General features: G+C 36.0%; 10 protein-coding genes. 3 read left to right on the top strand and 7 right to left on the bottom strand.

Going from position 1 to position 14658, the window contains the following annotated elements:
* Positions 1-44 precede the first annotated feature (44 nt).
* Entirely contained in the window at positions 45-1631 is a 1587-nt protein-coding gene (locus ACEN2N_RS15420; protein ID WP_423999281.1) for an NADP-dependent glyceraldehyde-3-phosphate dehydrogenase, read from the top strand.
* 34 nt (positions 1632-1665) lie between these two features.
* Here the strand turns inward: ACEN2N_RS15420 and ACEN2N_RS15415 are convergent, their stop codons facing one another.
* The gene (locus tag ACEN2N_RS15415) at positions 1666-2307 is read right to left on the bottom strand and encodes a tetratricopeptide repeat protein (protein WP_441825152.1); all 642 of its coding nucleotides are present in this window, start codon (positions 2305-2307) and stop codon (positions 1666-1668) included.
* A 110-nt stretch (positions 2308-2417) separates the two neighbouring features.
* On the bottom strand, positions 2418-4571 hold the full coding sequence (locus ACEN2N_RS15410) for a TonB-dependent receptor (protein ID WP_441825151.1): 2154 nt from the start codon (positions 4569-4571) through the stop codon (positions 2418-2420).
* Positions 4572-4819: 248 nt separating this feature from the next.
* Between ACEN2N_RS15410 and ACEN2N_RS15405 the strand changes: the two genes are divergently transcribed.
* Positions 4820-6019 carry an MFS transporter gene (locus ACEN2N_RS15405; RefSeq protein ID WP_441825150.1) on the top strand — a complete coding sequence of 400 codons (1200 nt, stop codon included), beginning with the start codon at positions 4820-4822 and terminating at the stop codon, positions 6017-6019.
* Positions 6020-6235: 216 nt separating this feature from the next.
* Positions 6236-7504 (top strand): serine hydrolase domain-containing protein, encoded by a 1269-nt coding sequence (locus tag ACEN2N_RS15400; RefSeq protein ID WP_441825149.1) that lies wholly within the window; start codon positions 6236-6238, stop codon positions 7502-7504.
* 75 nt (positions 7505-7579) lie between these two features.
* Here the strand turns inward: ACEN2N_RS15400 and leuB are convergent, their stop codons facing one another.
* The 5 genes from leuB to recG all read right to left on the bottom strand — a co-directional run bounded on the left by leuB (position 7580) and on the right by recG (position 14614).
* Positions 7580-8635 (bottom strand): 3-isopropylmalate dehydrogenase, encoded by a 1056-nt coding sequence (gene leuB / locus ACEN2N_RS15395; protein WP_441825148.1) that lies wholly within the window; start codon positions 8633-8635, stop codon positions 7580-7582.
* Between the two features lie 57 nt (positions 8636-8692).
* The gene (locus ACEN2N_RS15390; protein ID WP_441825147.1) at positions 8693-10210 is read right to left on the bottom strand and encodes an alpha-isopropylmalate synthase regulatory domain-containing protein; all 1518 of its coding nucleotides are present in this window, start codon (positions 10208-10210) and stop codon (positions 8693-8695) included.
* 83 nt (positions 10211-10293) lie between these two features.
* A complete protein-coding gene (gene leuD / locus ACEN2N_RS15385) occupies positions 10294-10890 on the bottom strand; it encodes a 3-isopropylmalate dehydratase small subunit (RefSeq protein ID WP_441825146.1) in 597 nt (198 codons plus the stop codon).
* Positions 10891-10989: 99 nt separating this feature from the next.
* Entirely contained in the window at positions 10990-12402 is a 1413-nt protein-coding gene (gene leuC, locus ACEN2N_RS15380) for a 3-isopropylmalate dehydratase large subunit (RefSeq protein WP_423999297.1), read from the bottom strand.
* A 106-nt stretch (positions 12403-12508) separates the two neighbouring features.
* The gene (gene recG, locus ACEN2N_RS15375; protein ID WP_441825145.1) at positions 12509-14614 is read right to left on the bottom strand and encodes an ATP-dependent DNA helicase RecG; all 2106 of its coding nucleotides are present in this window, start codon (positions 14612-14614) and stop codon (positions 12509-12511) included.
* Between the last annotated feature and the right edge of the window lie 44 nt (positions 14615-14658).

Below are 14658 nucleotides of genomic sequence, written 5' to 3'. Positions count from 1 at the left end.
GATTCATTTACATTTATCAATCATAGTGAAAATAAAAATAAAAAATGAGCGATATTAAAATTCCTGAAGAATTTAAAATAACATCAACTATAGACCAAAAACATTATTTGGTCAACGGAGAATTAAAGGAGTGGAAAGGTGATACTACAGAAGTGTATTCTACGATTTCATCCACCAAAGAATATAAGCCAACACTGTTGGGTAGCATTCCAGATTTACAAGAAGCAGAGGCTTTAGATGCTTTAAACGGTGCATTAAAGGCATATGATAAAGGTAAGGGTGTTTGGCCTACCATGCACGTGAAAGAACGTATTGAGTGTATGGAGGTTTTCGTTAAAAAAATGAAAACCAAAAGAGAAGAAGTGGTCAAGTTGCTCATGTGGGAAATTGGTAAGTCTTTACCAGATTCTCAAAAAGAATTTGATCGTACGGTTGAGTATATTGAAGATACTATTGAAGATTACAAGCAATTAGATCGTAATGCTGCAAAATTCACGAAGAACGACGGGGTATATGCTCATATTAAAAGAGGGCCTTTAGGTGTTGTTTTATGTTTAGGACCTTACAATTACCCATTGAATGAAACTTTTGCATTGTTGATTCCTGCAATTATAATGGGGAACACAACTATATTTAAACCTGCAAAACATGGAGTTTTATTAATTACTCCGCTTTTAGAGGCTTTTCAAACAAGTTTTCCAAAAGGTGTGGTTAATGTAATTTTCGGTAGAGGCAGAACTGTTGCTGCACCAATTATGCAAACAGGTAAAGTAGACGTACTTGCTTTAATTGGTAACAGTAAATCTGCAAATGCCTTACAAGATCAACATCCAAAAAGTAACAGATTGCGTTTGGTATTAGGTTTAGAAGCTAAAAACCCTGCAATTATTTTACCAGATGCTGATTTAGATTTGACGATAAACGAATGCTTGGCTGGTACGCTTTCTTTTAACGGACAACGTTGTACGGCACTAAAAGTAGTTTACGTTCATGAAGAAATTAGGTCTAAATTCAATGAAAGCTTTGCTAAGAAAGTAGATGAATTAAAATTTGGGAATCCGTGGGAAGATGGGGTGAAATTAACTCCATTACCTGAACCTGGCAAGCCTGACTATATTCAAGAATTAATTGACGATGCCCTTTCAAAAGGAGCAAAAATTTTAAATAAAAAGGGAGGAAAGCGTTACGATAACTATATATGGCCTGCAGTTCTATATCCGGTAACGAAAGATATGCGCGTATATCAAGAAGAACAATTTGGACCTATTATTCCCATTGTACAATTCTCTGACATTGAAGAGCCTTTAGATGATATGGCTGAAAGTAACTATGGCCAACAAGTAAGCTTGTTCGGTAAAGATGTTTATGCACTTTCTCCGTTAATAGATACATTGGTGAACTTAGTATGTCGTGTGAATTTAAATAGTTCTTGCCAGAGAGGACCAGATGTATACCCATTTACCGGAAGAAAAGATTCTGCACAGGCAACTTTAAGTGTTCATGATGCATTACGTTCGTTCTCTATTAGAACTTTTGTAGCATTTAAAGACAATGAGTTGAATACTGAAATTATTCAGAATTTATTAGAAGCTAAGCTTTCTAATTTTGTGAGCACAGATTATATATTATAAAAGTCTTTAACTAAGACTATAATAAAAACCTCTCCTATTCATTAGGGGAGGTTTCTTTTTTACAATTGGCACTTATCTCTTTCGCTCTTTCTAAACCGGAGTAAGGGTAATATGGTACTGTTTGTTCTTCTGCATTAAATAATACAATAGCACGGTCTACATCTTCGCAATAGGGAGTGATAGTTTTGCCGAAGAATTTGGCTGTTCCCATATCCCATTCTGTTTTTCCTAAAAGCACCCTTGGGTTATTTGGTGCTATAGCTTGTGCTTTTTGATATATTGCTATGTTTTCACCCGATAAGGTCATTCCATATTTTGCGCCGTCAAAAGCAATGTAGGCAGTATTCAATAGAGCATAAGCAATCATTATTTCCGGGTTGTCTTTTGATATTGACGATGCATTATCTAAAAAATCTTTTGCTCTGGTTAGTTTATTAGTTAACAGTGCTTCATCTTTTAACCCAAAACTACTAACTATTTCTATTAGTCCGGCATAATAAGACGGTAACCAATTATCAGTTTCTACATCTGCTATTCGTTCAAATAATTGAACAGCTTCTGTATTCTTTTGATTTTTCCATAATTCGAAGGCAGTATTCATTCCTTTTTCATAAGGTGTTTGTGCACTTAGGCTAAGCGTGAAAATAAAAGTAGCTACTAAAATTAATGATTTCATGATGTATAGTTTTTGGATGTTATTTTTTGTTATTCAAATATCTATCAACTGAAAAGCTTTTAATAAAATAGATGACCGAGTTGTAGGTTCTTGGTATTGAATTGTAATTTCTAAAGATTATCAAGTTGATTGTCATCTTTGTTGTCGCTTATCGTCCAAAAGAAGCCGATGAAAAAGAAGCGGTCTGCAGCTGGTGTAATTGTTCGTCTATCAAATAAACCATCCGTATTTGTTTGATTGGCATATTGGTATCCGTTTACGTTTTGGGTGCCCAATACATTACTTACAGATGCATATAGTATTTTCTGCGGACTTATTAAATAAGCCAAATTCAAATTCAGTGAATTAAAGCTTTTGGCTTGCTCGGTTAAGAATCCTCCTTTATTTGGGTCGGAATAACTGCGACCCGAGGCATAATTATAACTCAAGCCTATTTGACTTTTCCAATCTTCGATCCAGCGCTTTACAACTAAAGATGCATTGTGTTTTGATGCAAAATTAGGAGTAGCATTTGTTGGGTAGTTTTGGTAATCCCTTTCAGTATCTAAGTAGGAGTACGACATCCAATATTCTGTGTTTTTGATTGATTTATTATCCCTCCAGAATATATCCAATCCCTTAGCATATCCACTTCCATTACTGGTATAGGTAGAAGTTGGCAGTGCGAACGGAGTATCATACTTTACTAAGTCTCCGTAATTTTTGTAATATGCTTCAGCTCTAAAAATCTGTTTGTTTTTTACATATTGATAATTGGCAATATAATGAGTTGTGTTTTCGGCAGTAAAATCAGAATTGTATTTCAAGTAATCGTTCTTCGGATTTTGAAAAAACTCCCCGTATGCCAATGAGAATTGAGAGTTTGAGCCAGCTTTGTAGGCTAATGATAGTCTTGGTGAAATATTAAACTCTTGTAGTAATTCAGAGTATTCTCCTCTAAGCCCAATTTTAGTCGCTAGTTTTTTAGAGAAGAAAATATCAGTCTCAACAAAACTGCTGAAAAGATTATTATTAAACTTATAGTCGTTTTCAAAGCTAGAATCTTGATAATTTTCTGTAAAGTTCGTGATGAAATATTCTGCACCGAAGTTTAATTTGTAGCGACTAGAAAAGAACTTTTTAAACGCGATTTTTAGATGTGCTGAGTTTTCAACATCTGTAATTTCAGAGTCATTATATTTTATTTCAGAGCGGTCATTGGCAAAACTAACACCTGTAGCTATGCTCCAATCTTTTTCTAAGAAATCTTGATAAGATGAATTGATATATAGATTTCTATTTTTAAGTCCGAAGCGAATACCATCAGCCACATTGATATCTTCTTGTGTTAAATCGAAATTTACGGCACTGTAAGCACCATAAACTTTTAAGAGTCCTTCATTGTCAAACTTAAATCTATACACAGCTTCGCCGGCAAGAGACTCGATTGGCTTATGCCATTCGTTATTGTCAGGATATAGATTTTGATAAGGTGCTAGATTTATATAAGATGTGTTTAGGCTAAGTGAACTCTTCTTCCATTTTTGGGTATTCCCAAGTCCTAGTCCAACAGTCATAATAGAAATTTCAGTTTTTTCTTCTTGTGGTTCATCAATACTATTTAAGAGCAAAACACTCGATAATGCTTGCCCGTATTCGGCTGAATATCCTCCCGTAGAGAAAGTTATACCTTTAAATAGAAATGGAGATAGTCTGCCTCGAGTGGGTATATTATTGGCAGAAGGGGAGTAGGGCGTAAATACGCGCATACCATCTACAAAAATCTGCGTTTCCTCTGCATCGCCACCTCTAACGAATAAGCGACCATCTTCTGCAACGTTGGATGTGCCTGGTAATGTTTGTAATGCTCCCACGAAATCGCCAAGGGCTCCTGCAGTGGTGACAATATCTAATGGTTTTAATGCAGTAACTTTTGCATTGTCTCCAGCATTGAACGTTCCGGCATTGACGGTTACAGCATCTAGGTTATTCACATCATCCTTAAGATTTATAATTATGGTATTGAGCTTCGTAATATCATATGTTTTAGAATAAGTCTCAAATGAAATGGAAGACGCAATCAATGTTTGTACCCCGGTTGCTGTCGTTTCAAATGTAAATGTTCCATCTTCACTGGTGGCAGTGCCATCATAAGTGCCTTTTAGATAGACATTTGCTCCCATAATTGGTGAGCCTTGTTGATCAATAATTTTACCCGAAATGGTTGATTGTGAGAATGCATTGAAACAGAAAAGAGTAATTAATAAGAATAATAGCGTCTTCATTGTTGATTATATTTTGATTGATGCCACAAATATGAATCGTTCTTGATGGTTTCAATAAAATGGTTTTCTCAATTGTAGATTTTCTCTATTGAATTGGTGGAATTACTATTAATAGAAATTTTAAGAGGTTAATTTTTTACAGAAATATGGTAATTAATGTGAGTTGTTAACGACATATGCGTTCTAACTTTGCCTTTTTAATTGCGTGGGTTAAATAGATTGATGTTGAAAGAAGTAAAATCTGAAGTATGGAAAATTTAAAATCAAATAAAAAAGCATTATTTGCTTTAGCAATAGGAGGTTTTGGAATAGGACTTACCGAGTTCGTTATCATGGGAATTTTGACCGAAGTTTCTGGGTCATTGGGTATAACCATTCCTCAGGCAGGTCACTTTATTGCAGCATATGCGTTGGGTGTGGTAGTGGGTGCACCATTATTAACGGGTTTGGGTTCTAAACTTACCCCAAAGAAAATGTTGTTCTTATTAATGATATGGTTTACGGTATTCAATACCTTATCAGGACTCGCAACAGGGTATACCAGTTTGTTGTTTATGAGATTTTTATCTGGTATTCCTCATGGTGCTTTTTTTGGTATTGGTGCTGTTGTTGCTACAAAATTAGCTAAAAAGGGAAAAGGTGCTCAAGCTATCTCAATAATGTTTTCTGGTCTAACGGTTGCTAATGTAATTGGAGTGCCTATTGGTACCTATTTAGGACAACAGTTTAGCTGGAGTGTTTCTTTTTATCTAGTGGGCTTTGTGGGTTTATTAGCTTTAGGAAGCATTTACCTGTGGATGCCTAAAATTGAAGTTGAAGAATCGGAAGAAAAAGTAAGTGTTTCTCAAGGATTGAAAAATACTGAGCTTTGGGCTTTAATTGCACTAACTACCATTGGTACAGGTGGATTCTTTGCTTGGTATAGTTATGTAGCTCCGTTAATTACTGATGTAGCTGGGTTACCAAACCATTTTGTTGGCTATGCTATGATGTTGGCCGGTTTAGGTATGGTAGTCGGTAATTTTTTAGGCGCAAAGATGGCAGAGTTATTTTCTCCTTTGAAAGCGGTAATCATAAGTTTATCTGTAATGTGTGGGATACTTGTTTTAAACATGTTTATAGCAACTAACCCATATTTGCTGATGGTACTGACCTTTGTAATTGGAGCGATCTCGTTCACTGTTGCAACTCCTATTCAAATGGCGATAATCAATACTTCTAAAGGTTCTGAAATGTTGGGTTCTTCTATGAACCAAAGTGCTTTTAATATGGGTAATGCATCTGGTGCTTATTTAGCAGGCTTACCAATTGCTTTTGGGTATGGTATTATTTACTCTAGTTTAGTAGGTGCTATTTTGGCTTTTTCTGGTGTATTGATTGCAGTGGCTATTTTGCTCGTTAGAAAACGAAAAGAAGCAAAATATAGAAAAATGGCAATGAGCTGTTAGTCTTGAATAGATTATAAAATTTCAAATAGGAATATCAAAGTGATGTTCCTTTTTTTTGTGTTTAAGTTTTAAGTTGTGTTTAAGTTTTAAGTTGTATTTAGATTATTTAAAGTCTAAGAATCAAGTTGTTTGGATGTTAAATTTTTCATTTTACGTAGTTCGTCGATAATTTAATCCACTTTATCACGTTGTTAGAGAACCAAAACTTACAATGCTGTGTCACGTACCAAACTATTTCTTGGGGCCATAATAATGGTTCTCTTATTATTTGTTCTTACGGCTTCTTCTTTTAAGCCAGAACATTCTAAAGCAATCATCGCTGATCCTAACCCTGTTAAAACTCTAGCGGAGAAAAGGGAAATCAAACTTTATAATATACGTCAAAAAGCATTAAACGATGCTTTGACCGATTATTTCAATAAGGCTATTGCCTCTGGCGATATTGTTGGGGCGGGAGTAAGTATTGTTAGTGGAGATTCTGTTATTCTTTCTGATGGATATGGTAAAAGAAGCTTCAATGGTAAAGAAACTGTTGACGGTGAAACTTTATTCAGATTAGGATCTATCTCTAAAGGATTCACGGGAATTTTAGCTGCAAGCTTAGAGAGCGAAGGTAGATTACACTTAGATGATAAAGTGGCTGATTATTTACCAAACTTCCATTTTGGAAACCGACAGAATACACAAAAAATTGAAGTTGCACATTTACTTTCGCATACAACCGGTACTCCGTATCACAGTTATACAGATTTGGTCGAGGCGGGTCTACCTATGTCTTCTATAAGTGAGAGATTCAATAAAATAAACCCAATTGCCGAACCTGGTTCTCAATATAGCTATCAAAATGCTATGTTTTCTGTAGCACAAGAAGTGATGTTAAAAGCCACAGGTAAAGATATTCAAACACTATTAACAGATAAATTCTTTGCTCCGCTAGGTATGAATTCCGTTTCTATGGATCATCAAACCTTAATGAATACTGAGAATATTGCTTTGCCTCATATTAGAAGAGGACATAGTTTTAGAACTATTTCACCTAGAGATAATTATTACAATGCAATTGCCGCTGGTGGTATTAATGCTAATTCTACTGATATGGCAAAGTGGATGCGCTTCTTATTAGGTCATAATCCTGATGTGATGTCTAAAGATGATATGGCACAAGTTTTTAAGCCTTTTATAGAATTGAAGGGACATAGTAAGTATTATCAAAAATGGCCAGGACATGTAAAATCTGGTTACGGATTCGGATGGAGAATACATACTATAAAAGAGAATGAACAGGCAGCCGAAGAAACGATTTGGCATCATGGGGGTAGTGTAAATAACTACAGAAATGAAATTGCTCTTTTTCCAGATTCTGATTTAGGAATTTGTGTATTGATCAATGGACCATCGAAATTGGTGAAAACTGTAATTCCGGATTTACGAGCAATTGTAAAAAGCATTTATGAACAAGAAATTGCAATAGCTACAAGTATTTAAGTATACTGTAACTATTAGATATAAAAATCCCTTTAATCTATGATTAAAGGGATTTTTCATTTTTAAGTATATTTCTTAAATGTGGCTAGCTAACCAATCGCCAACTTCACTTGTTTTATAACTTTTGCCACCATCGGCAAGATCTTCGGTAACATAACCTTCAGCTAAAGATTTGTTTACTACGCGTCTAATTTCTTCAGCTTCTTCTGTCATATTCATGTCTTCAAAAAGCATAGCTGCAGAAAGTACGGTAGCTAATGGGTTTGCGATGTCTTTACCAGCTGCTTGTGGGTAAGAACCGTGTATTGGCTCATATAAAGAAACTTTACTACCTACTGAAGAAGAAGGCATAAGTCCCATAGAACCTGCAATTACAGAAGCCTCATCGGTTAAAATATCTCCGAATAGGTTTGCTGTAATAATTACATCATACCCTTTTGGCCATTGAATTAAACGCATGGCAACGGCATCGATAAACTCATAAGAAACTTCCACTTCAGGATAATCTTTTTCCATTGCCTGTACCGTTTCTCTCCAAAGTCTTGAAGATTCTAAAACATTGGCTTTATCAACACAACATAATTTTTTAGAACGCTTCATAGCGAATTCAAAGCCTTTTTTAGCTAATCTTTCGATTTCAAAACGTTGGTAGGTCATGGTGTCAAATGCAGTATTACCGTCATCTTTTCTACCACGCTCACCGAAATAGATTCCACCGGTCAACTCTCTTAAAATAATTAAATCGGTACCTTCAATACGTTCTCTTTTTAAAGGAGATTTATCGATAAGTGATGGGAATGTAAAGGTTGGTCTTACGTTGGCAAACAAACCAAGTTTTTGTCTCATTTTTAATAATCCCTGCTCCGGACGGACTTTTGCAGAAGGATCATTGTCGAAACGTGGGTGACCTATAGCTCCGAAAAGTACAGCATCTGCATTTGCACAAATCTCATGTGTCTCATCTGGGTAAGGTTCTCCGACAGCATCAATTGCAGCGGCACCAGTTAAAGCTGGTTTCCAAGTAATATGATGTTCATATTTTTTAGCAATTGCATCACATACTTTTACTGCTTGATCAATTACTTCTGGACCGATACCATCACCGGCTAATAAGGCAATATTTAATTTCATTTTATGCTTGTTGTTCGTTACTCTTTTTATTTTTTACTAACTACTAACTACTAACTACTATATTATATTCAACATCTTCTCGGTTGCCTTAATAGCACTAACGGTTTGATCTGAATCTAATCCTCTTGATGTAAATTCCTTTCCATCTAATTCCCAAGTAATAACGGTTTCGCATAATGCATCAGAGGTGCTACCTGGTGGTATACGCACTGCGTAATCTGTTAGTTTAGGTAATGGTTTTTTCTTTGCTAAATACACTTTTTTCAAAGCGTTCATAAAGGCATCATACTGTCCGTCTCCTTGTGCATGTGCTTCATAAGTTTGACCATCTACTTCTACAGATAGGGTAGTAGAGGGCATTAAACCTTTTGCATGGGTTAATACGTAAGACTTTACAAAAACTCTTTGCTTATAATCTGCAGTATCTAATACATCGGAAATAATAAAAGGAAGGTCATCTTTGGTAACACGTTCTTTTTTATCTCCTAATTCAATAATACGTGCAGTAACTTTTTTCAGCTCTTCATTGTTCAATGTTAAGCCAAGCTCTTGCAGGTTTTTTTGAATATTTGCCTTGCCAGACATTTTACCCAATGCATACTTACGTTTTCTTCCAAAACGTTCAGGCATTAGGTCACTAAAGTATAAGTTATTTTTACTATCGCCATCGGCATGTATACCGGCAGTTTGTGTAAATACATTATCTCCAACAATTGGTTTATTTGCTGGTATGGTAAATCCTGTAAAGGCTGAAACTAATTTACTTACTTTATATAAAGAGGTTTCGTTTACATTAATCTCCACTTCTGGTAGAAAATCATTTATTACCGCTACGGCACTTGCCATTGGTGCGTTACCAGCTCTTTCGCCCATTCCATTAACGGTAAGGTGCAAACCATGACAGCCTGCTTTTACAGCTTCCATAATATTGGCTACGCCTAAGTCGTAATCATTATGTCCGTGAAAATCGAAATGTAAAGTTGGATATTTTTGTACAATTTCAGACAAATATGCAAATGTTTCGGTATGCGTTAAAATGCCTAATGTGTCCGGTAATAATATTCTTTTTACATTCTGAGTTGATAGAAAATCTAAAAACTCAAAAACATATTCTTTTGAATTCCGCATTCCGTTACTCCAATCCTCTAAATAGATATTATTGATAATACCTTTTTCAGTGGCTTGTTTAAAAATTTCGGTGATTTCAGAAAAATGTTGTTCGGGAGTTTTCTTTAACTGGTACTTTAAATGGTTCATTGAACCTTTGGTCAGCAAGTTTTGAGAAATCGCTCCAGATTTCTGCATCCAATCTAATGAAACACCACCATCAACAAAAGTTAGTACTTCTACACGTTCTAAATACCCTTTTTCGGCTGCCCATTCGGTGATTTTCTGAACGGCTTCTAACTCACCATCAGAAACACGTGCCGAAGCAACTTCAATACGGTCTACCTTTAACTCATCTAGTAAGAGTTTTGCCAAGGTCAATTTTTCCGATGCAGAAAAGGATACGCCTGAGGTTTGTTCACCATCCCTTAGGGTGGTATCCATTATTTCTAACTTTCTTTTTTTCATGTGTTCAGTATGTCGTTTCTTAAATAAATGAACGACAGATGGTTAGTTAAGGTAAATACGAATATGGTTTTCTATATCAGGATTTATAACGGAGTACTCTCTGCGAATTTTTCGATATCTTTTCTGATATTCAGTAAGTAATCGATATCATCAAAGCCGTTTAACATGTTGTTTTTCTTGTAATCGTTGATGTCAAAAGATTCACTTTCTCCTGTTGATAGTAAAGTGATTTTTTGTTCAGGAAGACTAATTTCTAATTCTGTAGAAGGGTCAGCTTCGGTCGCATCAAAAATTTTCTGTAAAAATTCGGCACTTACCTGTACAGGTAATACACCAATATTTAAACAGTTACCTCTAAATATATCTGCGAAGAAACTTGAAACTACACATCTAAATCCGTAATCATAAACTGCCCAGGCAGCGTGTTCACGAGATGATCCCGAACCAAAGTTCTTACCACCAACTAAAATCTTTCCGCTGAATTTATCTTGGTTCAAAACAAAATCTTCTTTTAAAGTATTGTCTTGATTGTAACGCCAATCTCTAAAAAGATTGTCACCAAAACCAACACGCTCTGTTGCCTTTAAAAATCGTGCAGGTATAATTTGATCTGTATCTACGTTTTCTATTGGTAAAGGAACCGCAGTTGAAGTTAATATGTCGAATTTATCGTATGCCATTTTTTATAGCTTTTTGCTCATGGGTGTTAGCCATTAGCTTGTATTATTATCATTTTTATTGTGCTAAAAGCTAGGGGCTAATAGCGAAAGGTAAACTTGTTATACAAGTTCTACCATTAGTTCTCTTGGATCGGTTACTTTACCGGTAACGGCAGCTGCAGCAGCTACTAACGGACTAGCTAATAACGTTCTTGATCCAGGACCCTGTCTACCTTCAAAGTTTCTGTTCGAAGTACTTACCGCTAATTTACCAGCAGGCACTTTATCATCGTTCATAGCTAAACAAGCAGAACAACCAGGTTCACGAAGTTCAAAACCAGATTCGATTAAAATATCAAGTATACCTTCTTCTTTTATTGCTGTTTCAACTTTGTGCGATCCAGGAACCAACCATGCCGTAACATTGTCAGCTTTCTTTCTGCCTTTTACTATAGAGGCAAAAGCTCTAAAATCTTCTATACGACCATTGGTACAGCTACCAAGAAAAACAAAATCAATTGGCTTGCCCATCATACTATCGCCTTCATTGAAATCCATATACTTCAATGATTTTTGGTAGGTAGTGGCACCGCCTTGAACGTCGGATGCCATTGGAATATCATTAGAAATTCCCATTCCCATACCTGGGTTGGTACCATATGTAATCATAGGTTCAATAAGTGAACCATCAAAAGTTAATTCTTTATCGAAAATGGCATCTTCATCAGTATATAATGTTTCCCAATATGCCATTGCTTTATCCCAATCTGCACCTTTAGGCGTGAATTCACGATCTTTTACATATTCAAATGTCTTTTCATCAGGAGCAATCATACCACCACGGGCACCCATTTCTATACTTAGATTACAAACGGTCATACGACCTTCCATACTCATATCTCTGAAAATCTCACCGGCATATTCTACAAAATATCCAGTTGCACCAGAAGTAGTCAATTGAGAAATGATAAATAAAGCAACATCTTTTGGTGTAACCCCTCTGCTCATTTTACCATTGATATTAATACGCATTCTCTTTGGTTTAGGCTGCATAATACATTGTGTAGCCAATACCATTTCAACTTCAGATGTACCAATACCGAAAGCAATTGCTCCAAAAGCACCGTGTGTAGAAGTATGTGAATCTCCACATACAATGGTAGCACCTGGTTGGGTAATACCATATTCAGGACCTACAACGTGTACAATACCATTTTTTGCATGACCTAGCCCCCAATAAGAAATACCATATTCATTGGCATTTTCTTCTAACATCCTTAACTGGTTTGCAGAAAGTGGATCTGCAACCGGTAAATGTTGGTTAATAGTCGGAGTGTTATGGTCAGCCGTTGCAAATGTTTTCTCAGGATGCATTACAGGAATATTTCTATTCTTAATACCTAGAAAAGCAACAGGACTTGTTACTTCATGAACCATGTGTCTGTCAATAAACAGTACATCTGGACCATCTTGTATTTTATGTACTACGTGGGAATCCCACACTTTGTCAAATAATGTTTTAGTTGCGCTCATATTCTTTCTAATGTAAGTACAACAAATCTATTAAAAACAAGGGTCTCGTGGAAATTAACACTCTTGAAAATTACGATGTTCAACGGTAAAGTTGTTAGAAATAAAACTAACTAATATACGTCCAGATATTCTTATGCTTCACCAACTGGGCGTACATATGTCTAATAATTAGATTCTCTGGTTTACTAATTGATGGATCTTCTTTTAGTAATTGTAATGCGTAATATCTAGCAGATTTTAGAATGTCATTATCCTTAACAATATCGGCTATTTTTAGATTTAATAGTCCGCTTTGTTGGGTACCCATAATATCTCCTGGTCCGCGAAGTTTTAGATCCACTTCTGCAATTTCGAATCCGTCATTGGTAGCCACCATTGTTTCTAGCCTTGTTTTAGCTTCTGCAGATAGTTTATGACTCGTCATAAGAATACAAAAACTTTGGTCAGCACCACGCCCAACACGACCACGCAATTGATGCAATTGCGAAAGACCGAATCGTTCGGCACTTTCAATGATCATTACTGAAGCATTTGGTACGTTGACTCCAACTTCAATAACGGTGGTGGCAACCATTATTTGTGTTTCGCCTCGTACAAATCTGTTCATTTCAAACTCTTTATCTGCCGGTTTCATTTGTCCGTGAACAATAGAAATCTGATATTTTGGCTGTGGAAAGTCACGCGCAATACTCTCATAGCCATCCATTAGATCTTTATAATCCATTGCCTCAGATTCTTGAATTAATGGGTACACCACATAGATCTGTCTGCCTTTTTCAATCTCATCTCGTATAAAGCGAAAAACCTTTAATCTATTGGCATCATAACGGTGTACGGTTTTTATAGGTTTACGCCCAGGTGGTAATTCATCTATTACAGAGATATCTAAATCACCATACAAACTCATTGCCAATGTTCTAGGTATTGGTGTTGCCGTCATTACCAATATGTGTGGCGGAAACTCATTTTTATGCCACAATTTAGAGCGCTGGGCTACACCAAATCTATGCTGCTCATCAATAATGGCGATACCTAAATTCTTGTATTTTACTTTATCTTCTAAAAGGGCATGAGTGCCTATTAGAATATTCAACTCTCCGTTTTCTAGTTGTTCATGAATAGGTTTACGAGCCGATTTTTTGACGGAACCTGTCAAAAGCGCACAAGTGATCTCCGTTCCTTCTAACAATTCAGAAATGCCTTGATAATGCTGGTTGGCTAAAATTTCTGTGGGTGCCATTAAGCAAGCTTGAAATCCGTTATCAATTGCCAAAAGCATTGTCATTACGGCGACTATTGTTTTCCCTGAACCTACATCGCCCTGTAATAACCTGTTCATTTGGGCATTGCTACCAAGGTCTGCGCGAATTTCTTTAATTACTCGTTTCTGAGCACCAGTAAGTTCGAAAGGTAATTTATTGGAGTAAAAATCTTTAAAATAGTCGCCTACTTCATTGAAGGGGAAGCCCTTAATTTTTTTCTTTCGAGATACATTTTTACCTATTAGCTGTAGTTGAATATAGAATAACTCTTCAAATTTTAAGCGGAATTGTGCCTTCGCTAATAACTCTTGATTTTTAGGGAAATGTATATTGAATAAAGCTTCCGGTTTTGGTAGTAACTTTAAATCATAAAGCAATTTATCCGATAGGCTTTCAGAAAATTTACCATTCACTTCCATAAAAAGCTGTTGTAACATCTTACTGATCACCTTATTTGTTACGCCTTTATTGCTTAGTTTTTCGGTGGATGGGTATACAGGTTGCATATACACTTTTGTGCCTTGTTCATGTGCAGACAAGGATTCCATTTCTGGGTGTGGCATTGAAAATGTGCCATTGTACCAATTGCATTTTCCGAAGATTACATAGGGTACGTTCAGTTTAAGGTTTTCTCGTAACCATTTTTGTCCCCTAAACCAAACCAATTCTATTTCGCCGGTATCATCTTTAAAACGGGCTACTAAACGCGAACCCTTCTTTTGTTCAACTGTTTTTAAGTGAACTACCTTACCTATTATTTGAACGTCGGCACTGCTACGTTGTAGCTGACTTATTTTATAATATTGGGTTTTATCGATATATCGATTAGGGAAAAGATTCAGCAAATCTTGATAGGTTTCAACCCCTAATTCAGACTTTAAGGTTTCAGCCCGATTTGGACCAACACCTTTAAGGTATACAACAGGAGTTTGCAAGTAATTTGCGTTCATGGCACTAAAATAGGCTATAGGTAGATTTGCGACAAACTAAAGTA

Source organism: Maribacter spongiicola, assembly GCF_052119685.1.
Lineage (GTDB): Bacteria > Bacteroidota > Bacteroidia > Flavobacteriales > Flavobacteriaceae > Maribacter > Maribacter spongiicola_A.
This window is presented reverse-complemented; position numbering and strand designations above follow the sequence as displayed.